Source organism: Nonomuraea sp. NPDC050404 (genome assembly GCF_040655495.1).
Taxonomy (GTDB): Bacteria; Actinomycetota; Actinomycetes; order Streptosporangiales; family Streptosporangiaceae; genus Nonomuraea.
In genome coordinates, this window is sequence record NZ_JBFAKB010000012.1 from 62,163 (window position 1) to 86,170 (window position 24,008).

Consider the following 24,008-nt stretch of genomic DNA (forward strand, 5'->3'; position numbering starts at 1 on the left):
AACCGGCAACATAGCGGACATCTGAATGTCATGACAATATGCCATAGTGTCATGGGAAAGCTGCGTCCCTGGAGGTGCTGTTGTACGACCTGATCACGATCGGCCGCAGTGGTGTCGACGTCTACCCGCTGCAGACCGGTGTCGGCCTGGCCGATGTCGAGACCTTCGGCAAGTTCCTCGGCGGCAGCCCGACCAACGTCGCCGTCGCCTCCGCCCGCCACGGGCTGCGCTCCGCCGTGATCACCGGTGTGGGCGCCGACCCGTTCGGCGACTACGTACGCCGGGCGATCCGCGGCTTCGGCGTGGACGACGCCTTCGTCCACACCATCGAGGGCCGGCCCACGCCCGTCACCTTCTGCGAGATCTTCCCTCCCGACCACTTCCCGATCTACTTCTACCGCGGCGAGCATCCGCCCGACCTGCAGATCGCCCCCGACCTGCTGGACCTCGCGGCGATCCGTGAGGCCCCGCTGTTCTGGTTCTCGCTGACCGGGCTGAGCCAGGAGCCGAGCGCCGCCGCGCACGCCGCCGCCCTTCAAGTACGCGGATCCGGGTGGACGGTGTTCGACCTGGACTACCGGCCCACCCTGTGGGAGTCGCGCGAGGCGGCCCACGAGGCGGCGCGCCGGATGTTGCCGCTGGCCGACGTGGCCGTGGGCAACCTGGAGGAGGTGGAGGTCGCGGTCGGCGTACGCGATCCGGAGGCGGCCGCGCAGGCGTTGCTGGACACCGGCGTACGGCTCGCGATCGTGAAAATGGGCCCCGAAGGGGTTTTCGCGCGTACCTCCGAGGAGAGCGCACTGGTGGAGCCCATGGAGGTGAAGGTGATCAACGGGATCGGGGCCGGCGACGCGTTCGGCGGCGGCATCTGTCTCGGGCTGCGGCGCGGCTGGCCGCTGGAGCGCACGCTGCGCTTCGCCAACGCGGCGGGCGCGTTCGTCGCCGCCCGCCTGGCCTGCGCCGATGCGATGCCGACCACCTCCGAAGTGGACGACCTGCTGAACGGAACGCGCTCTTGAGCGACATCACGCTGTCCAGATCGGCCGACTACGAGCGGCTCACGGCCATCCGCGCCTCCCGGCCCGAGGAGATCGCCGAGGCCGCCGCCCGCAGGCAGCGGCGCGGGCTGCCCGCCGAGGACGAGCGGCTGCTGATCATCGCCGCCGACCATCCGGCCCGCGGCTCCCTGGGCGTACGCGACCGGCCGCTGGCCATGGCCAGCCGTACCGACCTGCTCGACCGCCTGCGCCTGGCGCTGTCCAGGCCCGGCGTGGGCGGCATCCTCGCCTCCCCCGACGTGCTGGAGGACCTGCTCCTGCTGGGCGCGCTGGAGGACAAGCTGGCCTTCGGCTCCATGAACAGGGGCGGCCTGCAGGGCTCGGTGTTTGAACTCGACGACCGCTTCACCGGCTACGACGCCGCCGCCATCGAGGCCATGCGGCTCGACGGCGGCAAGATGCTCTGCCGCATCGACCCCTCCGACCACGCCACCGTGGCCACCCTGGAGTCCTGCGCCCGCGCGGTCACCGACCTGGCACACAGGAAGCTGGTCGCCATGGTCGAGCCGTTCTGGGCGGGCCGCTCGGAGTCGGGCGCGCTGCGCAACGACCTGTCGCCCGACGCCGTGATCCGCTCGATCAGCGTCGCCCAGGCGCTCGGCGTGACCTCGGCCTACACCTGGCTGAAGATCCCCGCGGTGGCCGAGATGGAACGCGTGATGGCCGCCACCACGCTGCCCGCCCTGCTGCTCGGGGGCGACCCGCCCGACATCGACGCCGCCTACGCCGACTGGCACCGCGCCCTGAGCCTGCCCGGCGTGCGCGGGCTCGTCGTCGGGCGCGCCCTGCTGTATCCACCCGACGACGATGTGGCGAGCGCCGTGGACAGCGCCGCAGGACTGGTACGAGAGGTTCGCACATGACCTACTTGCCCTACGGCAAGACCGCCGCCGGCCCCTGGTCGGTGGAGATCACCCCTTCGACGGCCGGCTGGACCTACTCGGGCCTGCGCGTGGCGGACCTGACCGCCGCCCCGCTGACGTTCGACACGGGCGAGGCGGAGATGCTCGTCCTGCCGCTGGCCGGCTCCTGCACGGTCACCATCCCCGGCGAGAAGTTCGTGCTCGCGGGCAGGACGTCGGTGTTCGAGGCCCCCAGCGACTTCGCCTACCTGCCGATCAACACGCCCGTCACCGTCGAGGGCGCGGGCAGGATCGCCTTCCCCTCCGCCCGCGCCACCAGGGCCCTGCCCCCTCGCTACGTCGCCGCCACCGAGGTGGCCGTCGAGATCAGGGGCGCCGGCCAGGCCACCCGGCAGGTGAACAACTTCTGCTCCCCCGACGCGTTCGACGGCTGCGACAAGCTCATGGCCGTCGAGGTGCTCACCCCCGGCGGCAACTGGTCCTCCTATCCGCCGCACAAGCACGACACCCCGAACCCGGGCGAGGCGGTGCTGGAGGAGGTCTACTACTTCGAGGTCGCCGACCAGGGCATCGGCTACCAGCGCGTCTATTCTTCCGAGGGCGGCCGGATCGACACCCTCGCCGAGGTCTCCTCCGGTGACGTGGTGCTCGTCCCGTACGGCTACCACGGCCCGTCCATGGCCGCGCCCGGCTACGACCTGTACTACCTGAACGTCCTGGCCGGTCCCGCGGAGCAACGTTCGATGGCGTTCTGCGACGACCCCCGCCACGCCTGGATCCGCGCCTCCTGGGACGCCCAGCCGACCGATCCCAGACTGCCGTTCGGGAGGATCTCATGACCCGGCTGACCGTCGCGCAGGCCGTCGTACGCTTCCTGGCCCGCCAGTGGAGCGAGCGGGACGGCGTGGAGCGCCGGTTCTTCGGCGGCTGCGTCGGCATCTTCGGCCACGGCAACGTCGCGGGCCTCGGCCAGGCCCTGGCCACCGGTGCCGAGGATCTCCCCTATCGGCTGAGCCGCAACGAGCAGGCGATGGTGCACACGGCCGCCGCCTACGCCCGTGCGGGCAACCGGCTGTCCACGCTGGCCTGCACCACCTCGATCGGCCCCGGCGCGACGAACATGATCACCGGCGCGGCCGGCGCGACCATCAACCGCCTGCCCGTGCTGCTGCTGCCCGGCGACATCTTCTCCACCCGCGCCGCGAGCCCCGTGTTGCAGGAGCTGGAGGACCAGAGCTCCTACGACATCTCGGTCAACGACTGCTTCAAGCCGGTCTCCCGCTTCTGGGACCGGATCAACCGCCCCGAACAGCTCCCGTCCGCGCTGCTGGCCGCCATGCGGGTGCTCACCGACCCGGCCGAGACCGGCGCGGTGACGCTGGCGCTGCCGCAGGACGTGCAGGCGGAGGCCCACGACTGGCCCGACGAGTTGTTCGCCCGCCGCGTCTGGCACATCCCCAGGCCGCGCCCCGAGCGCGCCGCCCTCGCGCGGGCCGCCGAGCTGCTCAGGTCCGCCGAGCGCCCGCTCGTCGTGGCCGGCGGCGGGGCGATCTACAGCGAGGCCACCGAGGAGTTGCGGGCCTTCGCCGAGACGTTCGGCATTCCCGTGGCCGAGACGCAGGCGGGCAAGGGCGCGCTGCCGCACGGGCATCCGCTCGCCGTCGGCGCCATCGGGGCCACCGGCACCACCGCCGCCAACACGCTGGCCCGCGACGCCGACGTGATCATCGGGGTCGGCACCCGTTACAGCGACTTCACCACGGCCTCCAGGACGATCTTCGCTCCCGACGCCCGCTTCGTGAACCTCAACGTCACCGGCTTCGACGCGGCCAAGCTGTCCGGCCTGCAACTGGTCGCCGACGCCCGCGAAGGTCTGTCCGACCTGGCCGGGGCGTGCGCGGGCTGGACCGCTCCGGCCGGCCATCGCGAGCGGGCCGCCGAGCTGACCCGCGAGTGGGACGCATCCGTGGACGCGGCGTACGCGGTGGAGGGCCCCCTGTTGTCGCAGGCCGCGGTCATCGGGGCGGTCAACGCGGCGGCCGGGGACGACGGCGTGGTGGTGTGCGCGGCCGGGTCCATGCCCGGTGACCTGCACAAACTCTGGCGGCCCAGCGGCCCAGGCAGCTACCACGTCGAGTACGGCTACTCCTGTATGGGCTACGAGATCGCCGGCGGGCTGGGGGTGAAGCTGGCGGTCCCGGAGCGGGAGGTGTTCGTGCTGGTGGGCGACGGGTCGTACCTGATGATGGCCCAGGAGCTCGTCACGGCCGTCTCCGAGGGCGTCAAGCTGGTCGTGGTCCTGGTGGACAACTCCGGCTTCGCCTCCATCGGCCGCCTGTCGGAGAGCGTCGGCGCCGAGCGGCTCGGCACCTCCTACCAGCGCCGCGACGGCGGGCCGCTGCCGGTGGACCTGGCGGCCAACGCGGCCAGCCTCGGCGCCACCGTGCTGCGTCCCGAGTCGGTCGCCGACCTGCGCAAGGCGCTGGACACGGCGCGCTCCGCCGCCGAGACCACGGTGATCTACGTACGCACCGACCGGCTGGCCGATGACGTGCCGTCCTCCGAGGCGTGGTGGGACGTGCCCGTGGCGCAGGTGGCGACGACGAGTGCCACGTATGCGGCGCGGGAGACGTACGAGAGGAACAAGCGCTCCCAGCGCCACCACCTGGGCCCGCCCACCTAGGGTTGCCCGCGATCACCCCCGGGAATGCCTCTGACCAGGCACGATGAGGGGGCAGGGGATGAGGCCGTGGCGGCTGCTCGGGTGGATCGCGGTCGTCGCGGTCGTCTTCTTCTGCCTCTACCACGTACGCACGGTGGCCATCTCGATCGTCATCGGCGTCTTCCTCACGGCTCTGCTGCTGCCCCCGGCCCGCTGGCTCAGGTCACGCGGGCTCGGCCGGGCGGCGGCCACCGCGATCGTCTTCGTCGGCGGGCTCCTGCTGGCCGGCGCGCTGGTCGCGCTGGTGGTGCCGCCCACCGTGGCCAGCGTGACGGAGCTGCGCTCCAGCGTCGGCCAGGTGCTCGCCGACCTGCACAACCTGACGGCCAGATTCGGGCTGAACGACCGGCAGATCCTCGCGCAGGCCAGGGACTACCTGTCCGACCAGAGCCGCACGATCACCACCGGGGCGCTGGCCGGGGTCAGGACAGTGGGCGAGGTCGTCATCGGGGCGATCCTGGCGGTCATCCTGTCGGTGTACTTCGTGCACGGCGGCGACCACCTGTTCCGCTGGCTCGTGGAGCTCGCCCCCGAATCCGCCAGAACACGCCTGTCCGAGGCCGGTGACCTGGTCTTCGGGGTGATCGGCCGCTACATTCGCGGGGTCGCGATCGTGGGGCTGGTGGACGCGTTCTTCATCGGGATGGCGTTGTGGATCCTGGGCGTGCCGATCGCGCTGCCGCTGGCGGTGCTGACGTTCGTGGGCGCGTTCCTGCCGGTGGTCGGGGCGTTCTTCGCCGGGCTGCTGGCGGCCGTGGTGGCGCTGGTGGCCAAGGGGTGGCTGGTGGCGCTGATCGTGGTGGCGGTCACCGTGGCGGTGCAGCAGATCGAGGGGCACATACTGGCGCCGCAGATCTACGGCCGGGCCCTCGACCTGCCCAGCGCGGTCATCCTGGTGGCGATCACGGTGGGCAGCCTGGTCGCCGGGATCACGGGCGCGTTCCTGGCCGCCCCGGTGACCTCGGTCATCGTCGCCCTCCTGCACCACCGCAGGACCGCCTCACCTTAGAAGCAGTTCCAGCTCCAGCTCGTGCCGGATGGGGATGCCGTCGGACTCGGCGGGGATAGTGGGCTTGAGCTCGGCGCGCACCCGGTCCACGGCGTTCCTGTGCAGGGCCACCAGGTCGAAGCCGTAGCGCTGGTAGAAGCGCAGGGCGTGGGTGTTGTCGTTGGTGGTGATCAGCCAGAGCCTGGCCGCGCCCAGCTCGGCCGCGACCGCCCGCACCGCGTCGAGCAGCGCGCGGCCGACCCCCTTGCCGGACACGAGGGCGTCGATCGTGATGATCTCCACGGAGCCGTCGCGTTCGGCGTAGGTGACGACGCCGGCCACCTCGCCCTCCAGTTCGGCGACGAAGCCCGGCTGCTTCGCGGCGTCCACCAGCTCGCCGCGTCCCAGCGCCACCACCGTGGAGCCGCCCCAGCTTGCCGTCAGCACGCGCGTGACCACGGACAGATCTTGGGGGCCGATGGGACGGACAACAACAGTCATGGCCGTCATTATGGGGTCTATGCGATGGGTTACGTTCGACTGCTACGGAACTCTGGTCGACTGGCGGCACGGCCTGCGCACCAGTGCCGAACTGATCGCTCCCGGGGAGGGGGCGCGGCTGCTGGAGGCGTACAACCGGCACGAGCCGGCCGTCCAGGGCGAATTTCCCTCGATGCGTTACCGGCAGGTGCTGGCCGAGGCGCTGCGCAGGGCGTGCGCGGAAGCAAAGGTGGAGCTGAACGCGGACGACGCCTCGGTGGCGGCCGAGACGCTGCCGTACTGGCCGGTGTTCCCCGACGTGCGGGAGTCGCTGACGGCGCTGCGGGAGGCCGGGTGGCGGCTGGCGCTGCTGACCAACTGCGACCGCGACCTCGTCGCCGGGACGCGTCGCCGCCTGCCCGTGCCGTTCGACGCGGTGGTGACGGCGGAGGACGCGGGGGCCTACAAGCCGGCTTCGGCGCACTTCGAGCTGTTCCGGAGCTCGTACGAGCCCGAGGTGTGGGTGCACGTGGCCCAGAGCTACTTCCACGACATGGTGCCCGCGCATCGGCTGGGCCTGCCCCGGGTGTGGATCAACCGGCTCGGTGAGGAGCCTGCCGACGCGTCGGTGGTCCAGCGTGTCCTGCCCGATCTGCGTGGCCTTATTGACGCTCTATAGCCGCTGCTCCAGTACGTCGGCGATGCCCGCGAGGAACGAGTCCACGTCCGCGATCAGATAGCCGGCGCGGAACATCACGGTCGAGAACTTCGCCTCCCGCACCTCCTTGGCCGTCACCGGGTAGTCGGTCGTGCCGCGCAGTGTGGCCACGATCCGGTCGAGGATGGCGTCGATCTCGTCCTCGTTGTAGCCGGTGCCCATGCGGCCGGAGCGGAAGGCCACGCGTTCGACCCGGGCGGCCTGGGTCTCGAACCACTCCTCGCGCAACATCTCACCGGTGGGCTCGGCCATCGCCAGCCGGATGGGCCGCCTGGACTGGGTCTCCAGCGCCACCACGAACGCCTCCAGCGCGAAGTCGACCGCCGTCTCCTGGTAGCCACCGCGTTTGGCGCGGAAGGTGGCCGTGCGGACCTCGTCGGCCGTGACGGGTTCCAACGTGTGCGTGCCTCGGCCCAGGGTCGACTCGATCCGCCCGATCAGGGCGTCAACTTCGACGGGGTCATAGCCTGAACGCATACCCATGACGCGCGGAAAGCGGTTCAAGCTCACTCCTTTTGAGATGTGCGGCTGGGGTACCCCCATTGTCGGGCCTTTATCCTGACCCTGCGACCTGACATATACCGTTACGGGACCATGCGTCTGTCCAACGTCTCCTTCCGTTACCGAAGACGTGAACCTTTCGTCATCGAAGACGCCGACGCCAGCCTCGCCCCCGGCGACATCATCGAGCTGACCGGCGTGAACGGAGCGGGAAAGTCCACCCTGCTCCGCCTCCTGGCGGGCCTCGCCAGGCCCACCACGGGCACGATCACCGAACGACCCGCCGTGGTCGGCTTCGCCCCCGACCGTTTTCCCGCAAGCCAGCCGTTCACGGTCACGGCGTACCTGCGGCACATGTCCCGGGTGCGCGGCGGCGCGCGCTGGGAGCCGTGGATCGAGCGCCTGAACATGGGTCATCTCCTCGGCACCCCGCTCGGCGACCTGTCGAAGGGCAGCGCGCACAAGGTCGGCCTGGCCCAGGCGCTGATGGCCGATCCCGGGCTGCTGATCCTGGACGAGCCGTTCGCGGGCCTGGACGCCGACACGCGCGAGGCTCTTCCCTCGATCACGACCGAGGTGGCGGGCCGTGGCGGCATCGTCATCGCCAGCGACCACCAGGGCGGCCTGCGCGGCCTGCCCGACCTGCGCCACTGGTCCGTGGTGGACGGCCACCTCAAGGAGAGCACCGCCGCGCCCCTGTCAGTCGCTTCCGCGCCGGCCACCGTGGCCGTCACCGTACCGGCGGGCGAACTCGCGCGCTTCCTGGCCAGGATGCGCGACGAGGGTTATCAGGCTCGCGAGATCGAGGAGACCGGATGATCGCCCTGGCCGCCTTCCGCCTGGCCGCCTATATCCGTTCGCACCGCGTGTACCAGGCGCTGCTCCTCACCCTCGCCGTGCTGGCCATCGTCCACGGCAACCGCGCACCCCGGGGGGCCGAGGCGACCGTGCTCGTGGACGGCGCCATCCTCCTCGTCCCCATCCTGGCCTGGACCGCCAGAAGCCTGCTGGACACCGAGCCCGACGCTCAGCGCGAGATGTCGGCGGTCCAGGTGGGCGGCCGTGGCAGGGAGGTGGCGGCGGGGCTGCTGGCGGCGTTCGCGGCCTGCGCCGTCTTCGCGGCGCTCGGCCTGCTCTGGGGCCTGCTGCTGGGCATCACCGGCGCCCCTCCGTCCGGCCTGCTCTCGGTGGCCCTCGTCCTGTACGCGCTGTCCGCCCTGACCGGCACCGCTCTCGGCGCCCTCACCAGCCGGGTCATCCTGCCGTCCCCGGCCATGTCGATCATGACCCTGCTGCTCGGCTTCCTGGCGATGTTGCTGGTGGGCGCCACGTCCCTGTACTGGCTCACGGTGCCGCTCATCCCGTGGATGAAGGCCGCCAACTCCGGCGAGTTGTTCGGCCAGTTCACCCAGCTCGCCGCGATCTCGCTGGTCTGGTGCCTCGTCGGCCTGGCCGCCTACGCCTGGCTGCGCCGTAGAACGTGAAGCTCCTACTCTGCGGCGGCGAGCTGCCCGCAGGCGCCGTCGATCTCCCGCCCGCGCGTGTCGCGCACGGTGACCGGCACGCCGTGGAACTCCAGCCGCCGCACGAAAGCCCGCTCATCCTCGGGCCGCGAAGCCGTCCACTTGGAGCCGGGCGTCGGGTTGAGCGGGATCAGGTTGACGTGCACGAGCTTGTTCCTGACCAGCTTGCCGAGCAGGTCGGCCCGCCATTCCTGGTCGTTGATGTCCTTGATCAGCGCGTACTCGATCGAGACCCGCCGCTTGGTCTTCGCCGCGTACGCCCACGCCGCGTCCAGCACCTCCGACACCTTCCACCGCGTGTTGATCGGCACCAGCGTGTCACGCAGCTCGTCGTCGGGCGCGTGCAGCGACAGCGCCAGCGTGACGGGCAGCCCCTCGTCGGCGAGCTTGCCGATGGCGGGCACCAGGCCGACGGTGGAGACCGTGACCCCGCGCGCGGAGATGCCCAGCCCGTGCGGCGCGGGATCCACCAGGCGGTGCACCGCGCCGATCACCTGCTTGTAGTTGGCCAGCGGCTCGCCCATGCCCATGAACACCACGTTGTTGACCCGGCCGGGCCCGCCGGGCACCTCGCCGGCGGCCAGCGCCCGCGCCCCCGACACGACCTGCTCGACGATCTCGGCGGTGGACATGTTGCGGGTCAGGCCCGCCTGTCCCGTGGCGCAGAACGGGCAGTTCATGCCACACCCGGCCTGCGAGGACACGCACATCGTGACCCGGTCGGGGTAACGCATGAGCACCGACTCGACCAGCGCCCCGTCGAACAGCCGCCACAACGTCTTGCGGGTGGTGCCCCCGTCGGTCGTCATCTCCCTGACCGAGGTGAGCAGATCGGGCAGCAGCGCGGACAACTTCTCCCTGGCCGCCGCGGGCAGGTCGGTCATCGACCCCACGTCGGTGGTCAGGCGTTCGAAGTAGTGGCGGGAGAGCTGGTCGGCCCGGAAAGCCTTCTCCCCCAGCTCGGTGACCGCGGCCCGCCGGTCGGCCATCGACAGGTCGGCGAGGTGCCGGGCGGGCTTGGCCCGCCGGGGCGCGACGAAGGTGAGCTGACCTGGAGGCTGTGACACTTTGCTGCCTTTGCTTGGCTTGAGGGCTTTGCGACCAGGGTAATCAACGTTCGGATCGGAGGTGGCATTCCTGGTCACGGGACGACTCGCATCATGGTCTCCGACCGATCTACAGTCATCTCGTATGGCGATTTTTCGGTCGGCATCTGGCGAGGGTGGCACCGAGGTCGTGCTCGCCGCCGGCAACCCGTACGGGAGCCGGACGCTCGTGGTCGAGCGGGACGAGGACTCCTCGGTAGCTTACCTGTGCTCGCCGGACGGTACGGTCCACGGAGCCGTCTGGCTGGCCAACCACCGTGCCGCCCCGCCCGTCGTGGACCTCGTCCGGATCAACGCCGGCCTGCCGCCGCTGATGCCCCGCCCCAACACGCTGCACCCGGAAGGCCGCCGGCCGCTCGGGCAACTCAGCCCGCTGTGGTTCGAGGAGGGCGACGGCGTGGCCCTCTACGAGGACGACGAGCTGCTCGCGGTCATCCCCGGCTGGGCCGACATGAGCAGGGGCATGCCCGGTTACGCGCGTGACGCGGTGGGCGAGTCGCCGTTCGCCTGGGCGCTGTCGGAGGCGCTCGAAGGGCTGGAGCCCCGTATCTCCAACGCCAGATCCTACTGGCGCTGGCGGCACAGCGAGGGTTCGTGGCCGTCGTTCCAGCAGTTCGTGATGGGGCATCTGGACCGGGTGCTGGGGCCGGCCGACCGGTACTGGGACGCCAGCGGCGAGCGGCTGCCGACCGTCGGGATCACCGAGCGCCCGCCGCACGCCGACCGTGGCTTCACCGTGTTGTCCACGGTCGGGATGAGTTGCCAGCGCATGCCGACGGTCGAGCAGTGGATCGACAAACCCGGCGCGTACGCCAGGATCGAGCTGGCCGTGGCCACCCGCGAGGATCCGAAGGACGCGGCGCTGCTGCTGGTGTGGTTGTCGCAGTATCCGTGGCACTCGGTGACGTGGCTGGGCCATGGGCACACGGCGAAGTGGTATCACGAGCCTTCGACGTTCCCGCTGGGGCCGCAGTACACGGGCGTTCTCATGCAGGCCGGCCCACCCCACATGCCCGACATGTCGGGATTCGCGTTTGGCGGTGAGATGGTCCGCTGGCTCTGGTTGTCCCCCACGACCACCCAGCCCCTGGAAGCCCGGCGCGGCTAGCCTCAGAAGAACAACGTCATCAGCAGCCAGGCCGGCACCAGCGTCGTCACCAGCGAGTCCAGCCGATCCATCAGCCCGCCGTGCCCCGGCAGGATCGTGCCGAGGTCCTTGATGCCGAGATCCCGCTTGATCATCGACTCGATCAGGTCACCCACGGTCGCCAGCAGCGCCCCCAGGCCGCCGATCAGCGCGCCCTGCCAGATCTCCCCGCCCAGCAGCCAGACGACCAGCCAGGCCCCGACCGCCGTACACGCGACGACCGATCCGCCCAGCCCCTCCCAGGTCTTCTTCGGGCTGATCGACGTCAACTGGTGCCTGCCGAGCAGCACGCCCGCGATGTAGCCGCCGATGTCGCTCGCCACCGTCACCGCGACGAAGATCACCACTCGGTGGTCGCCGTCGTCCGGCTTGAGCAGCAGCGCCACGAACGAGGTCAGCATCGCGGGATACAACAGCGTGAACACCGAGGCGGTGGCGTCCCGCACGTACCCGTCAGTGCCGTCGCTGAACATCCGCCAGATCAGCAACACGAACACGAAGATCGCGAACGAGGCCAGCAACCAGAACGGCCCGCCCCAGTACGCCCCCGCCTGCATCGCCACCAGACCCGCCAGCACGGGGATGACGGGAACCTTGATACCGCGAATCGCGAAGGCCTTGACCAGCTCCAGCACGCCGACGCCGACGGCGCACACGACCACCAGGAGGAACAGCTCCTTGATCGTGTAGACGGTACCGATCACCAACCCGGCCAGGACCAGGCCGACCGCGATGGCGGCGGGCAGGTTCCTGCCGCCACGGCTGCCGCCGTCCGCGCTGGTGCCGGCCGTACGTTCTTCCACAGACTTCTCCAAAGGCCACGGCCCCCGCCATCGGCGGCGAGGGCCGTAGGTGACCCGCTACCAGCGGCGAACCGCTCGGCACGGCCCGCGGTACGGCCGGCCCAGCAGCACGGCCCGCCGTGCGACCTGCCTGGCACGGCCTGCCGTGCCGGCGCGCGCTCAGACCTCGAGCAGCTCGGCTTCCTTGTGCTTGAGCAGCTCGTCGATTTTGGCGACGTGCTTCTGGGTGAGGTCGTCGAGCTCCTTCTCGGCCCGCCTGACCTCGTCCTCACCCGCCTCGCCGTCCTTGATCATCTTGTCGAGGATCTCCTTGGCGGAGCGGCGGATGTTGCGGATCGACACCTTGGCGTGCTCGCCCTTGTTCCTGGCGACCTTGATGTACTCCCTGCGGCGCTCCTCGGACAGCTCCGGGAACGTCACACGGATCACCTGACCGTCGTCAGTGGGGTTGACGCCGAGGTCAGAGTCGCGGATGGCCTTCTCGATCGCCTGCATCGAGCCCTTGTCATAGGGCTGGATGAGGACCATGCGCGCCTCGGGCACGTGGAAGGACGCCAGCTGCTGGATCGGCGTCGGCGTGCCGTAGTACTCGGCGTTGATCTTGTTGAACATCGAAGGGGTGGCTCGGCCCGTACGGATGCTCGCGAAGTCCTCCTTCGCGACCGAAACGGCCTTGTCCATCTTGTCCTCGGCTTCGAGGAGGGTTTCGTCGATCACAGCGGCTCCCTGTCTTCTAGCTGGCGGTGTCGGGCTCGCTCCGTCATTTGCCTGCGGGACTCACCAGCGTGCCGATCTTCTCACCGCGTACCGCTCGCAGGATGTTGCCCTCGCCCATGAGGTCGAAGACCACGATAGGCAGATCGTTGTCCTTGCACAGGCTGATCGCGGTGGCGTCCATGACCGCGAGGTCGCGCAGCAGCACCTCACCGTAGTCGAGGTGGTCGAACCTGACCGCGTCCGGGTTCTTGCGTGGGTCGGAATCGTAGATTCCGTCCACCTGTGTGCCCTTGAGCAGCGCCTCGGCGCCGATTTCCAGGGCCCGCTGGGACGCCGCGGTGTCGGTGGAGAAGAACGGCGAGCCGAGCCCCGCTCCGAAGATGACCACGCGGCCCTTCTCAAGGTGCCTGATCGCGCGGCGCGGCAGGAACGGTTCGGCCACCTGCTGCATGGTGATGGCGGTCTGTACGCGCGTCTCCACGCCCCGCCGTTCGAGGAAGTCCTGCAGGGCCAGGCAGTTGATCACCGTGCCGAGCATGCCCATGTAGTCGGCCCTGGTCCGGTCGATGCCGCCCTGCGACAGGGTGGCGCCGCGGAACATGTTGCCGCCGCCCACCACCACCGCGACCTGCACGCCCTCCGCGACCGCCTCGGCGATCGAATCGGCCAGGTGATCGACGACCACCGGATCGATGCCCAGCGGCTCGCTGCCGGCGAACGCCTCCCCTGACAGCTTCAACATCACCCGCTTCCACCGGAGTGGTCCTTGCGGATTTGGAAATGGGGAAGCCGCCGTCCGTGTGGATTCGTGGGCTGACTCCCGGTGGTCCTGCACGGCGGCGGCCTCCTTCATTCGGCGGATCGTTGAGCTGGCAGCTTGCCTAAGCCTAAGCCTGACCGACCTTGAAGCGGACAAAGCCGAGGACCTCGACGCCGTTCTCCTCGGCGTACTTGCCCACGCTCTTCTTGTTGTCCTTGACGAAGGCCTGCTGCAGCAGCGTGAAGTCCTTGTACCAGCCGTTCACGCGGCCCTCGACGATCTTGCCGATGGCGGCCTCGGGCTTGCCCTCGTCGCGGGTCATCTCCTCGAAGAGCTTGCGCTCCTTCTCGACGACCTCGGCGGGAACGGAGGCGGCCTTGAGGTACTGCGGGGCCATCGCGGCGGCGTGCTGCGCGATGTCCTTGGCGACCTCGGCGTTCGGCTTGTCCAGCTGGACCAGCACGCCGACGGCCGGCGGCAGGGCCGGGTCGGTCTTGTGCATGTAGGCACCGACGTAGCCGCCCTCAAGCACGGCGAACCGGCGGATCTCGATCTTCTCACCGAGCGCGGCGTTGGCGGTGTCGAGGTGCTCCTTGACGGTCTTGCCGTCGAAGGAGGACTCGACCAGCGCGGCCACGTCTGCGGGCCTGGTCGCCAGAATGTGCGCGACGACCTGGGCGGCCAGCTCCTGGAAGCGCTCGCCCTTGGCCACGAAGTCGGTCTCGCAGTTGATCTCGACCAGCGCGGCGGTGGTGTCACCGTCCTGCTTGAGCGCGACCAGACCGTTGGAGGCGGTACGGGACTCGCGCTTGCCCACGTCCTTGGCGCCCTTGAGGCGCAGCAGCTCGACGGCGCGGTCGAAGTCGCCCTCGGACTGCTCCAGCGCCTTCTTGCAGTCCATCATGCCGGCAGCGGTGATCTCGCGAAGCCGCTTGACGTCGGCCATGTTCACGGAAGCCATTGCTCTTATTCCTTGTGGGATTTCGTCGTGGGATTTCGTCGTCGTCATCGTGGATCGGGCGGGTGCCGTGATCGGCCACCCACCCGGGGTTCGTACGGCAGGCGTGCGCCGTACGGGAAGCCTTGTCTTGCCCGGAGCTCGGGTCGGCCCGGTTCGCTGCTGCTTCGCTCGGCATACTGCCCAGCCTCGCTTCGGCTTACCACTCACCTCGACGCCATGGTGTGAGAAGACCCTGCCCTCACCACCACAATGCCCAGGCACTCCACGGCAAGGGAAGCCTGCCCGCTGCCGTGTCCCGGCCCTCTCTGAGAGCCTGCCCGCCGCAACAACCAACCGTCTACCTCGGGGACGCCGGCCTGCCGGCCCTCCTGACCCGCGCCGTCCTCATCGGACGGCAGGGCTCAGAACACCGGACCGGCAGGCCGGCGACACCCTCGGAGAAGCGTCAGGCCTGCTTCTCGTCGCCCTCGGCGGCCGGGGTCTCGGCCTCAGCCTCAACCTCGGTCTTGGTCTCGGCCTCGGCCTCGGCGGGAGCCTCAACCTCGGCGGGAGCCTCAGCCTCAGCCTCGGCCTCGGCGGGAGCCGCGGCGGCCTCCTCGGGAGCGGCAGCGGGGGCCTCGTCGGCCGGGCGCTCGCCGGTGCCCTGCTCGATGAGCTCGCGCTCCCACTCGGCCAGCGGCTCGGCGGCGGCGGGCTTCTCGTCGCCGCGGGCGGCGCCGGAGCGAGCCATCAGACCGGCCGCGACACCGTCGGCGACGACCCTGGTCAGCAGGCCGACGGCGCGGATGGCGTCGTCGTTGCCGGGGATCGGGTAGTCGACCTCGTCGGGGTCGCAGTTGGTGTCGAGGATCGCGACGACAGGGATGCCAAGCTTCTTGGCCTCGCTGATCGCGATGTGCTCCTTCTTGGTGTCGACGACCCACACCGCGCTGGGCACGCGGCCCATGTCACGGATTCCGCCGAGCGTACGCTCAAGCTTGTCCTTCTCACGGCGGCGCATGAGGAGCTCCTTCTTGGTGAGCCCCGACGCGGCGACGTTGTCGAAGTCGAGCTCCTCGAGCTCCTTCAGACGCTGCAGCCTCTTGTGCACGGTGGAGAAGTTGGTGAGCATGCCACCCAGCCAGCGCTGGTTGACGTACGGCATCCCGACCCGGGCGGCCTGCTCGGAGATGGCCTCCTGAGCCTGCTTCTTCGTCCCGATGAACAGGATCGTGCCGCCGTGGGCGACAGTCTCCTTCACGAAGTCGTAGGCGCGGTCGATGTACGACAGCGACTTCTGCAGGTCGATGATGTAGATGCCGTTGCGCTCGGTGAAGATGAAGCGCTTCATCTTCGGGTTCCAGCGCCGAGTCTGGTGACCGAAGTGAACGCCACTCTCGAGCAGCTGTCGCATGGTGACGACGGGGGCCATGTGCTGGTCCTCCAGGTCTGGGCGCCCTGCGGATGGGCGCGGTTCTCGGTTGTTCCGCGACAGCGCGTTGTCTGCCGCCCTGATGCCCCGAACCCGCTCCCGCCGGACAAGTAGCCCGGACCGATGGCGCGGTCCGCAATGGGGCATGCGAAGTCGGCCTGTGGTCACAGGCCACCGAAAAGTCTACCTCCCACACCACCCCAGGCTGACCGTCTGCGGTCAAACGGACATCCATCCCTTCCCCGACACCACCACCCGCTCAGCCCCCGCCTCCCCCACCACCCGCGCCACCCCTCACCTGCCCTCCAGCCCAGTTCCCGGCGTAGCCCCACCCTGAGCCGACTCCCCGCCTCCAGCCCTCTCCACCCCGAGCCACGCCCACCCGCCATCCCGAGCCACACCCGCCCCAGACCCACCTGCCGCCCCGTGCCAGACCCACCCCGGCCCGCCCTCTTTTCTCGGCCTTCGCCCCGCTCCAATCCGCCACCCAGCCGTCGCCGCAGGGAGCGAGCCGACCGTGACGCAGTGATAATGGCGGCGTGGATGACACCAGCTTGGGCAGTCGCCCCCTTTCGCAGGGAAAGGGTCGGGACGGGCTGCAGGCGGGGAGCTCCGAGGAGCAGATTCTCCTGGCGCTACGGACTTCCGGCCCCGCCTCCCGGGCCGACCTCGCCCGAACCCTGGGGATCAGCCGCACCCGCGTCGGCCAGGTCATCACCGAGCTCGCACGAATGAACCTCGTCACCGACGCTCCCGCGCCACCCGATCCCGAGACGCGCATGGGACGTCCCGGCCATGCGGTACGTCTCCGCCCCGGCCTGGGTTTCGTGGTCGGGGTGAACATCACCCATGCCCACGTCCGGTGCCTGGCCGCCGATCTCGCCCACGTGGTGGTCGCTTCGTCCGACTATCCCCTCATCGACCCGCTCGACATCGACCAGGCGCTCGGCATCGTCGCCCGTGCGGTCCGGGATGTCATCGACGAGGCGGTGGGCACGCACGGCACGTGCCTCGGCGTGGGCGTCGCCATCCCGGCCCCCATCGACCCGGAGACACTCCGCCCCGCACCGTCCAGTTGCCATCAGTTGTGGGTCGATGCCCCGGTCAGGGAGCTCCTCCAGGAAAAGGTGGGGCTCCCCGTTTACGTCGGCAATCATGGCAATCTGGCGGTGATGGCCGAGCGGCTCTGGGGTGCCGGACGCCGGGTGGACGACTTCATCTGGATCGGGCTCGACGCCAATGTCGGCGGTGGAATCTGCTCGGGCGGGCAACTGCTGCGTGGCCGGGACGGATTCGCCGGCGAACTCGGTCACATCGTCGTCGATCCGGACGGTGAGATCTGCCGGTGCGGCAGCCAGGGCTGTCTCGAGACGGTCGCCTCGCTGGGCAGCATCCAACGGGCCCTTCACCCGGTCTACGGCCAGGTCGAGCCGGACCGGATCTTCGAGTTGATCAACCGCGGCGAACCCCCGGCCCTGCGCGCCATAACGAACATCGGCACACAGGTCGGGGTGGCGGTGAGCACCTTGATCAACATTCTCAACCCGTCGTTGTTCATCGTCGGCGGGCTGCTCAGCCGGCAGTGCGGGCCGGTGATCCTGGACGCCATCCGGGTCGAGATGGATCGGCGTGCGCTGCCGGCGGCAAGGCGGGCGGTAGCCCTGCGTTTCAGTACCTTGCGCCGCCCGGAGCCGCTGGGTGCGGCCGCCCTGGTGCTGATGGACGCGTCGCGACGCCTGGTGATCGACCGTACGGGCAAGCCCCATTGGGAGCAGGCGGCCGGCTGAGACTCCGGGATCAGCCCCGGATGGGCGCGGGGATCGGCCCGGCCAGGATCGGATCGCCCGTCTCGTGCTGCCAGCGATCAAGCCGGGCCGCCAACCGGTCGCGTACCGGGGCGTACTCGGCGACGTCCGCAAGGTTGACCGACTCCAGCGGGTCCGCGTTCAGGTCGTACAGTTCTTCCGCCGCCCGGGGGCGCAGATGCTCATCACCCATTCCCTCCCGGGTCAAGCTGCCCTCGATGTCGCTGGGTAGCAGCAGGCGCGGACCCGGCTCGTAGTTGCGGATGTACTTGAACCCGTCGTCCCGGATACAGCGCATCGGATCGTACTCCCGATGGGAGGTCTTCTCGGCGAAGATCGCGGCCGGTGATCCCATCGGCCGTCCGGAGAGCGCGGGCAGGAAGCTGTGGCCCTGCACCGTCGGCGGGATGGGCTGCCCGACGAGATCCAGGAGGGTCGGCACCACGTCGACCAGGCTGACCGGGTGATCGATGACGGCCGTCCGGCGCCGGTCCTCAGGTGGGCGGATGAGGAGCGCCACCCGCAGGCCCGGATCGTACAGAGTTCCCTTTGCCCGCGGGAAGGCCGCGCCGTGGTCGGTGGTGAAGATGATCCAGGTGTCGCTCGCGTTCGGTCCTTGATCGGCAGCGTCGAGGATCGCGCCGACGGCCCGGTCCGCGACCTTGATCGAACCGTAGAAGGCGGCGAGATCGTCGCGGGTCGTGGGGCGGTCGGGGAGGTACGGCGGCACCGCCACGGAGTCGGGATCGACTGCCGGATAGCGCTCGGCCGGGTAGGGCCGATGGGTTTCCAGGAAGCCGACCGTGAGGAGAAATGGCCGGTCGCGAGGGCTCGCGAGCCACTGCGCCGCCCGCGCCGCCACCTCATCGGCCGGCATCGAGGGCGCCGGCGAGTAGACATGATCGAATCCGAGGCGGTGTGGATCGCTGCTCTCGTGTTGCAGACCGATCAGCGTGCTCTCGTATCCGGCCGGCCGCAACATCATCGGCAGGGTCTGTTCTCCCTGGTGGTACTCCCAACCCGTGTGAGCCAGGCCCATCAGCCCGTTCGCGTGCGGATAGCGGCCGGTGAACAGTGACCCACGCGACGGGCTGCACTGTGGAGCGGTGCAGAACGCGTTCGTGAAGAGCGCGGATGTCTCAGTCAGATGGTCGAGCCGCGGGCTCTGGACACCTTGGTGACCATATGCGCCCAGGTGGGTTCCAAGATCGTGCCAGTGGATCAGAATGATGTTCGGGCTCTGAGAACTCATCTGTGCGGGCCATCTCCAGACGTTCAGCGGGATCGGAAGCGTGCTGCGCCATCCTCACCGCCATCCCGAGGCAGCAGCGGGGACGTTGACAAAGTCGCCGCGCCGGCCGCCGAGTAACGCAACCCCCTTGGTTGCCCGGCGGGCTGCTGATTGCCTGAACCGATCGCACCCGGTCGTGTCAGCCCGGTCCCGACGGCCCGGCGGTTGGACGGAAGGAACGAGTTCCATGTCGAAGAGCACCAGCCCCCGGTACAGCCGGCGTTCGGTACTGGCACTCGGCGCCGCGGCCGCCGGTGCGATCGCGGGCGGTCTGGCGGGCTGCTCCCAGCCCAGTACCGGGTCCTCCGGACGCGTGGAGCTGCGGTTCGCCTACTGGGGAAACGCGGTGCGGCAGAAGCTGACCACCCAGGCGGTCAAGGTCTTCCAGCAGACCCATCCCGGCATTCGGGTGTCGCTGGAATTCGGTCAGATCGAAGGCTACTTCGACAAGCTCGCCACGCAGATGGCGGCCAATGACGCGCCCGACGTGTTCCAGATGAATGAGAAGTTCCTGCCCGAGTACGCGCGACGTGAGGCCCTGCTCGACCTGAAGAACGTGAACGTCGCCAACTTCACGCCGGGGACCAGGGAGCCCGGGGTCAGCAACGGTGCGTTGGTCGGCATCAACGCCGGGGTCAACGCACCCACCATCCTGGCCAACCCGGCGGTCTTCCGTGCGGCAGGAGTGGACCTGCCCGACGACCGGACCTGGACCTGGAACGACCTGGCCGACCTCAGCGCCCGGCTCACCGCGGCCAGGCCCGGCACCCGCGGAATGGCGAGCATGGTCGCCCAGGACGCAGCCCTGGGCGTGTACCTGCGCCAGTTCGGGGCCGCGCTCTTCGTCGGAGACAAGCTTGGTTTCACCGCCGCGCACCTCGCCTCCTGGTTCGACTTCAATCTCGGCCTGCTGAAGCGGGGATCCGTACCGCCTGCCGCCGAGTCCACGGAGGACGTGGCTGCGCCGATCGGCCAGCGCGGGTTCGCCCAGCAGCGGTACGCCATGGCGCCCGACTACTCCAACCTGCTGGCCGTGTACGACGACGCGTCAGGCGAGGAGATCCGCCCGCTGCGCTACCCGACATGTACCGGCAAGACCGGCGACGGCCGGCTCTGGTTGCGCGCCTCGATGTTCTGGAGCGGATCATCACGGACCAGACATCCGGCGCAGGCGCAGGCCCTGATCGACTTCCTGGCGAACTCGAACGAGGCCGGCGAGGTCCTGCTGGCAGAGCGAGGACTGCCGCCGAACAAGAAGGTCAGCGAGCACATCGCGGACGCCCTGCCGCCGCCGGACCAGCGCGCGGTCGACTATCTCGAATCCATCGCGCCCGAGCTGGGACCGGCGCCCGATCCGATACCCGCGGGCGGGGGCGAGTTGCCCGGCGTGCTGGCACGACACGCGTCCGAGGTGATGTTCGGCCGGCTGCCCTCGAACGAGGCCGCTCAGAGAATGGTCGACGAGCTCCAGGCGAACCTGTGGCAGTAGTCGTCCGTACCCATCGCAGCATGATCGACTTTGGAGGACGACCGTGAGCGAAGCTCGCCCATGAGCGCCATATCCGAACTCTCCTCGCTCCGGCGCGGCCGGGCGCGTGACCCCGAGGAGGCCCGGCTGCGCCGGAAGGCCGGCCAGGACAATGCGGCCGGTTACCTGTTCCTGTTGCCGTGGCTGATCGGCCTGATCGTGATCACGATCGGCCCGATGCTGGCCTCGTTGTACCTGTCCTTCACCGAGTACAGCCTGATCCAGCCGCCGGAGTGGATCGGGCTGGAGAACTTCCAGCGCATGCTCGGCGACACGCGGCTGCACAACTCCATCCGCGTCACCCTCATCTATGTGCTGGTCGGCACCCCGCTGCAACTGGCGCTGGCGCTGGCGATCGCGATGCTGCTGGACAGGGGGATGCGCGGACTGGCCTTCTACCGGTCGGTGTTCTACCTGCCGTCGATGCTGGGCGGTTCGGTGGCCATCGCGGTGTTGTGGCGGCAGATCTTCGGCACCGACGGCCTGGTCAACCAGTTCCTCGGCGCGATCGGGATCAACAGCAGCACCGGCTGGATCTCCGATCCTGACTACGCGCTCGGCGCGATCATCCTGCTGCACGTGTGGACCTTCGGCTCGCCGATGGTGATCTTCCTCGCCGGGCTGCGGCAGATCCCCGCCATGTACTACGAAGCCGCCGCCGTTGACGGCGCCGGCCGGTGGACCAGGTTCTTCAAGATCACCTTGCCGTTGTTGTCGCCGATCATCTTCTTCAACGTCGTCCTGCAGGTGATCAACGCCTTCCAGTCCTTCACCCAGGCCTTCGTCGTCTCCGGCGGCACCGGCGGACCGTCGGACTCGACGATGTTCTTCACCCTCTACCTGTACGAGATGGGATTCGGCCGGTTCCAGATGGGTTACGCCTCCGCGATGGCGTGGTTCCTGCTGACCATGGTGGCCGCGTTCACCGCGCTCAACTTCTTCCTCGCCAAATTCTGGGTGTTCTATGACGACTGACGCCAACAGCGCCGCCCCCGACCCCTCAACCGACCGCCCAGCCACCCCCTCAACCGACCGCTCAGCCACTCGTTCGTCCGGCCGCTCAACCGGCCGCTCGGCCGCCCGCTCGACTGACCCCTCGGCTGGCCCCTCGACTGACTCCTCGGCTGGCCCCTCGACTGGCCGCTCAGCCACTCGCTCGTCCGCCGACTCAACCGGTCGCGATTCCGGTGGGCCGACCACTCATCACCGCTTTTCGATCACCTTCAGGGTCAGGTCCGTGATCAAGCACCTCGCATTGATCGTTGTCAGCCTGATCATGATCTATCCGCTGCTGTGGATGCTGGTCAGCTCATTCCGTCCGACCAACGAGATCTTCAGCACCCCGGATCTGTGGCTGTCCGACCCGACGCTGGAGAACTATCGCAACGGCTGGGTCGCGCTGGACTCCCCGTTCGGCCACTACATGATCAACTCGGCGATCGTGGTGATCGGCGCCATCCTCGGCAACGTCATCTCCTGCTCGCTGGCCGCGTACGCCTTCGCCCGGCTCAAGTTCCGCGGCCGTACGCTCTGGTTCACGGTGATGTTGATGAGCATCATGTTGCCGATGCACGTCGTGGTGGTACCTCAGTACATCTTGTTCAACAACCTCGGCTGGCTGAACACCTTCATCCCGCTCGTACTGCCCAAGTTCCTGGCCGTCGATGCCTTCTTCGTCTTCCTGATGGTGCAGTTCATCCGCGGCATCCCCCGCGAACTCGACGAAGCCGCCCGGATCGACGGCTGCGGCCACTGGCGGATCTTCTCCCGGATCATGCTGCCCCTGATGGTCCCGGCGATCGCCACCACAGTGATCTTCACCTTCATCTGGACCTGGAGCGACTTCTTCACCGCCCTGATCTACCTGACCTCGCCGGACAAGTACACCGCCTCGGTCGCCCTGCGCTCCTTCCTCGACTCCACCGGCGGCAGCGACTGGGGAGGCATGTTCGGAATGTCCATCATCACCCTGCTACCCCTGTTCCTGGTCTTCCTGTTCGGCCAACGCTTCCTGATCAAAGGCATCGCCACCACCGGCATCAAGTAGCACCTTGCCTTCGCCTGAAAGGAGTCCTCTGCTGACGAGGCACGCCAGCGGGAGGTGCCGGCCAGCACCGTACGGCGTGAAAATCCCATGCCGGGCTCAGCCTGCGTAGACGAACAACCTGTCTGCACCTGGCCGCCGACCCGCTCGCCCTCGTGGAACATCATCGACGGATGCGTAAAGTCCGCCGGGGCAACCGGACTACCACCCACCGAGCAGCCACCAACACCTCACCGGCGGCCCAACCTTCGGCTACGGGCGGGCGCAGATGCGAGCAGGGCAGATGCGGGCAGGGGCAGATGCAGGCAGGGGCAGATGCTGCGGGCAGGGGCAGATCGCAGGGTCAGGACGCCCCGCCCGGTAGGGGTCAGGACGCCCCGCCAGGCAAGGTCAGCACGCTCAGCCAGGTAAGGTCAGCACGCCCAGCCCGACCTGGCGGAGTCCACCGGTCGAGCGAAAGCCTCGTACATGACCCGACGCTTCAGAGACGGCACCGTCGTCCGTGGATGTGGTCCCCCGTTCCGCAAGGACGGGGCCGATCACGTTCTCGCCGTTGACCCGCGGGCGACGACCCGCTCCATCGCGATTGTTTCGGGGGCATCCTGGCTGCTGCCGTGAGCCCGTCCGGCACGACACCTGCATCGCCGAGGCCCACGACGAACGCGCTCTCGGGTAGTACACACATGCCGTCCGCCCGCGCCACAGCAAGGACGCCCGCAGCGCAGCGGCCATTGAACACCACGATGACCGTTGGCCGCTTGAGCCGCTTGAGCCGCTCAGCCGCATAGGCCGCTTGGCCACTTGGCCACTTGGCCACTTGGCCACTTAACCGCATCCACCGCTTAACCACTTAGCCGCATGGGTCGCTTGAGGATCGTCACGGCGGCGCGTTCACCATCCTCATCATCGAGGAGCGAATCATGCGGTGGTATTCGCGTCGTGATCCTCGGTCGGCAGCCCAGGAGCCACCCTTTCCGCCAGCGGGAACAGATTGACCTGCGCTTCAACGATCCTGGCATCCTCCGGCGCGGAGCTCTCATCCCGATGCCTGGCCGCATACGGCTTGAGCAACTTCTCAATCTCCTGGTTCAGCCGCAACATCTCCTCGGCGTCAACCCGAAGCCGATATCGGGCGAACCAGCTCGCATCACGCCATTCCTGAGGCTCCCTGTCGAGGTTCGCCAGAGCACGTTCCGCCTCCTCATTGGCATCGCGCCGGAACACCGCGGTCAGCCTGATCTTGGCGTCCCGAACGTCGGGTTGATCATCCGGCCCGAGCCCAAAGCCAACTGACTTGTTCGCGATCTTCCAGAGCCGCTCCCGGCCATCCCCTCGTGGCGGCGCATCCTCCACGTACCCGTACTTGGCCAAGATCCGCAAGTGATAGCTGGCAGCGCTGGGTGTGATCCCCGCTACCTCCGCCACCTCGGTCGCGGTGACACTGCCACCCCCCGCGAGCCTGTTGAGCATCGCCAGCCTCGCGGGATGGGCCAGCGCTCGCATCTCCTTGGGGTCACTGATCCAGTCCTTGCCCTGCGTCATGGGCCAAACGTACCCACTTCAGGCCTGAAAGATTGCTTTC

General features: G+C 68.9%; 23 protein-coding genes. 13 read left to right on the forward strand and 10 right to left on the reverse strand.

Features of this window, described 5'->3' with window-relative positions; translation table 11 throughout:
- Positions 1–74 precede the first annotated feature (74 nt).
- The 5 genes from iolC to AB0I81_RS31330 are packed head-to-tail and all read left to right on the forward strand — an operon-like array spanning position 75 to position 5,652.
- Entirely contained in the window at positions 75–1,019 is a 945-nt protein-coding gene (gene iolC / locus AB0I81_RS31310) for a 5-dehydro-2-deoxygluconokinase (protein ID WP_360663695.1), read from the forward strand.
- Positions 1,020–1,024: 5 nt separating this feature from the next.
- Positions 1,025–1,921, forward strand: a complete 897-nt coding sequence (locus AB0I81_RS31315; protein ID WP_360664414.1) for a deoxyribose-phosphate aldolase — start codon at positions 1,025–1,027, stop codon at positions 1,919–1,921.
- A complete protein-coding gene (iolB, locus tag AB0I81_RS31320; protein WP_360663697.1) occupies positions 1,918–2,760 on the forward strand; it encodes a 5-deoxy-glucuronate isomerase in 843 nt (280 codons plus the stop codon). Before AB0I81_RS31315 ends, iolB begins: the two co-directional genes overlap by 4 nt.
- Positions 2,757–4,604, forward strand: coding sequence for a 3D-(3,5/4)-trihydroxycyclohexane-1,2-dione acylhydrolase (decyclizing) (gene iolD / locus AB0I81_RS31325; RefSeq protein WP_360663699.1), 1,848 nt, complete (start codon positions 2,757–2,759; stop codon positions 4,602–4,604). Before iolB ends, iolD begins: the two co-directional genes overlap by 4 nt.
- Before the next feature lie 58 nt (positions 4,605–4,662).
- On the forward strand, positions 4,663–5,652 hold the full coding sequence (locus AB0I81_RS31330; protein ID WP_360663700.1) for an AI-2E family transporter: 990 nt from the start codon (positions 4,663–4,665) through the stop codon (positions 5,650–5,652).
- Here AB0I81_RS31330 and AB0I81_RS31335 read toward each other — a convergent pair.
- The gene (locus AB0I81_RS31335) at positions 5,644–6,132 is read right to left on the reverse strand and encodes a GNAT family N-acetyltransferase (RefSeq protein WP_360663702.1); all 489 of its coding nucleotides are present in this window, start codon (positions 6,130–6,132) and stop codon (positions 5,644–5,646) included. The two genes, AB0I81_RS31330 and AB0I81_RS31335, sit on opposite strands and share 9 nt — an antisense overlap.
- A 19-nt stretch (positions 6,133–6,151) precedes the next feature.
- Between AB0I81_RS31335 and AB0I81_RS31340 the strand changes: the two genes are divergently transcribed.
- On the forward strand, positions 6,152–6,790 hold the full coding sequence (locus AB0I81_RS31340; protein ID WP_360663704.1) for an HAD family hydrolase: 639 nt from the start codon (positions 6,152–6,154) through the stop codon (positions 6,788–6,790).
- Here AB0I81_RS31340 and AB0I81_RS31345 read toward each other — a convergent pair.
- Positions 6,785–7,333: a DivIVA domain-containing protein gene (locus AB0I81_RS31345; RefSeq protein WP_360663706.1), complete on the reverse strand. Its 549-nt coding sequence runs from the start codon at positions 7,331–7,333 to the stop codon at positions 6,785–6,787. The genes AB0I81_RS31340 and AB0I81_RS31345 overlap by 6 nt on opposite strands.
- A gap of 90 nt (positions 7,334–7,423) precedes the next feature.
- Here AB0I81_RS31345 and AB0I81_RS31350 point away from each other — a divergent pair, with 90 nt between their 5' ends.
- Positions 7,424–8,149 (forward strand): ATP-binding cassette domain-containing protein, encoded by a 726-nt coding sequence (locus AB0I81_RS31350; RefSeq protein ID WP_360663708.1) that lies wholly within the window; start codon positions 7,424–7,426, stop codon positions 8,147–8,149.
- Positions 8,146–8,814 (forward strand): hypothetical protein, encoded by a 669-nt coding sequence (locus AB0I81_RS31355; protein WP_360663710.1) that lies wholly within the window; start codon positions 8,146–8,148, stop codon positions 8,812–8,814. Before AB0I81_RS31350 ends, AB0I81_RS31355 begins: the two co-directional genes overlap by 4 nt.
- 5 nt (positions 8,815–8,819) lie before the next feature.
- Here the strand turns inward: AB0I81_RS31355 and rlmN are convergent, their stop codons facing one another.
- The gene (gene rlmN, locus AB0I81_RS31360) at positions 8,820–9,920 is read right to left on the reverse strand and encodes a 23S rRNA (adenine(2503)-C(2))-methyltransferase RlmN (protein ID WP_360663712.1); all 1,101 of its coding nucleotides are present in this window, start codon (positions 9,918–9,920) and stop codon (positions 8,820–8,822) included.
- A 124-nt stretch (positions 9,921–10,044) separates the two neighbouring features.
- Here rlmN and AB0I81_RS31365 point away from each other — a divergent pair, with 124 nt between their 5' ends.
- Complete coding sequence (locus AB0I81_RS31365) at positions 10,045–11,067, forward strand: suppressor of fused domain protein (RefSeq protein ID WP_360663714.1); 1,023 nt, start codon at positions 10,045–10,047, stop codon at positions 11,065–11,067.
- Between the two features lie 2 nt (positions 11,068–11,069).
- Here AB0I81_RS31365 and AB0I81_RS31370 read toward each other — a convergent pair whose 3' ends face one another.
- The 5 genes from AB0I81_RS31370 to rpsB all read right to left on the reverse strand — a co-directional run bounded on the left by AB0I81_RS31370 (position 11,070) and on the right by rpsB (position 15,758).
- Entirely contained in the window at positions 11,070–11,909 is an 840-nt protein-coding gene (locus AB0I81_RS31370) for a phosphatidate cytidylyltransferase (protein WP_360663716.1), read from the reverse strand.
- Positions 11,910–12,068: 159 nt separating this feature from the next.
- Complete coding sequence (gene frr / locus AB0I81_RS31375; RefSeq protein WP_360663718.1) at positions 12,069–12,626, reverse strand: ribosome recycling factor; 558 nt, start codon at positions 12,624–12,626, stop codon at positions 12,069–12,071.
- Between the two features lie 43 nt (positions 12,627–12,669).
- Positions 12,670–13,368 (reverse strand): UMP kinase, encoded by a 699-nt coding sequence (pyrH, locus tag AB0I81_RS31380; protein ID WP_360663719.1) that lies wholly within the window; start codon positions 13,366–13,368, stop codon positions 12,670–12,672.
- 145 nt (positions 13,369–13,513) lie between these two features.
- Entirely contained in the window at positions 13,514–14,347 is an 834-nt protein-coding gene (gene tsf, locus AB0I81_RS31385) for a translation elongation factor Ts (RefSeq protein ID WP_360663721.1), read from the reverse strand.
- 445 nt (positions 14,348–14,792) lie between these two features.
- Complete coding sequence (gene rpsB / locus AB0I81_RS31390) at positions 14,793–15,758, reverse strand: 30S ribosomal protein S2 (protein WP_360663723.1); 966 nt, start codon at positions 15,756–15,758, stop codon at positions 14,793–14,795.
- A gap of 731 nt (positions 15,759–16,489) precedes the next feature.
- On the opposite strand from rpsB, the gene AB0I81_RS31395 reads away from it, so the two are divergent.
- Positions 16,490–17,545 carry an ROK family protein gene (locus AB0I81_RS31395; protein WP_360663724.1) on the forward strand — a complete coding sequence of 352 codons (1,056 nt, stop codon included), beginning with the start codon at positions 16,490–16,492 and terminating at the stop codon, positions 17,543–17,545.
- Between the two features lie 10 nt (positions 17,546–17,555).
- On the opposite strand, the gene AB0I81_RS31400 is transcribed toward AB0I81_RS31395, so the two are convergent.
- A complete protein-coding gene (locus tag AB0I81_RS31400) occupies positions 17,556–18,815 on the reverse strand; it encodes a sulfatase (protein ID WP_360663726.1) in 1,260 nt (419 codons plus the stop codon).
- A gap of 226 nt (positions 18,816–19,041) precedes the next feature.
- Between AB0I81_RS31400 and AB0I81_RS31405 the strand changes: the two genes are divergently transcribed.
- From AB0I81_RS31405 to AB0I81_RS31415, 3 genes are all read left to right on the forward strand, one after another.
- Positions 19,042–20,343, forward strand: coding sequence for an extracellular solute-binding protein (locus tag AB0I81_RS31405; RefSeq protein WP_360663728.1), 1,302 nt, complete (start codon positions 19,042–19,044; stop codon positions 20,341–20,343).
- A 60-nt stretch (positions 20,344–20,403) separates the two neighbouring features.
- On the forward strand, positions 20,404–21,357 hold the full coding sequence (locus tag AB0I81_RS31410; protein ID WP_360663730.1) for a sugar ABC transporter permease: 954 nt from the start codon (positions 20,404–20,406) through the stop codon (positions 21,355–21,357).
- A 301-nt stretch (positions 21,358–21,658) separates the two neighbouring features.
- Entirely contained in the window at positions 21,659–22,429 is a 771-nt protein-coding gene (locus AB0I81_RS31415; protein ID WP_360664417.1) for a carbohydrate ABC transporter permease, read from the forward strand.
- A 915-nt stretch (positions 22,430–23,344) separates the two neighbouring features.
- On the opposite strand, the gene AB0I81_RS31420 is transcribed toward AB0I81_RS31415, so the two are convergent.
- On the reverse strand, positions 23,345–23,968 hold the full coding sequence (locus tag AB0I81_RS31420) for a winged helix-turn-helix domain-containing protein (protein WP_360663732.1): 624 nt from the start codon (positions 23,966–23,968) through the stop codon (positions 23,345–23,347).
- Positions 23,969–24,008 lie beyond the last annotated feature (40 nt).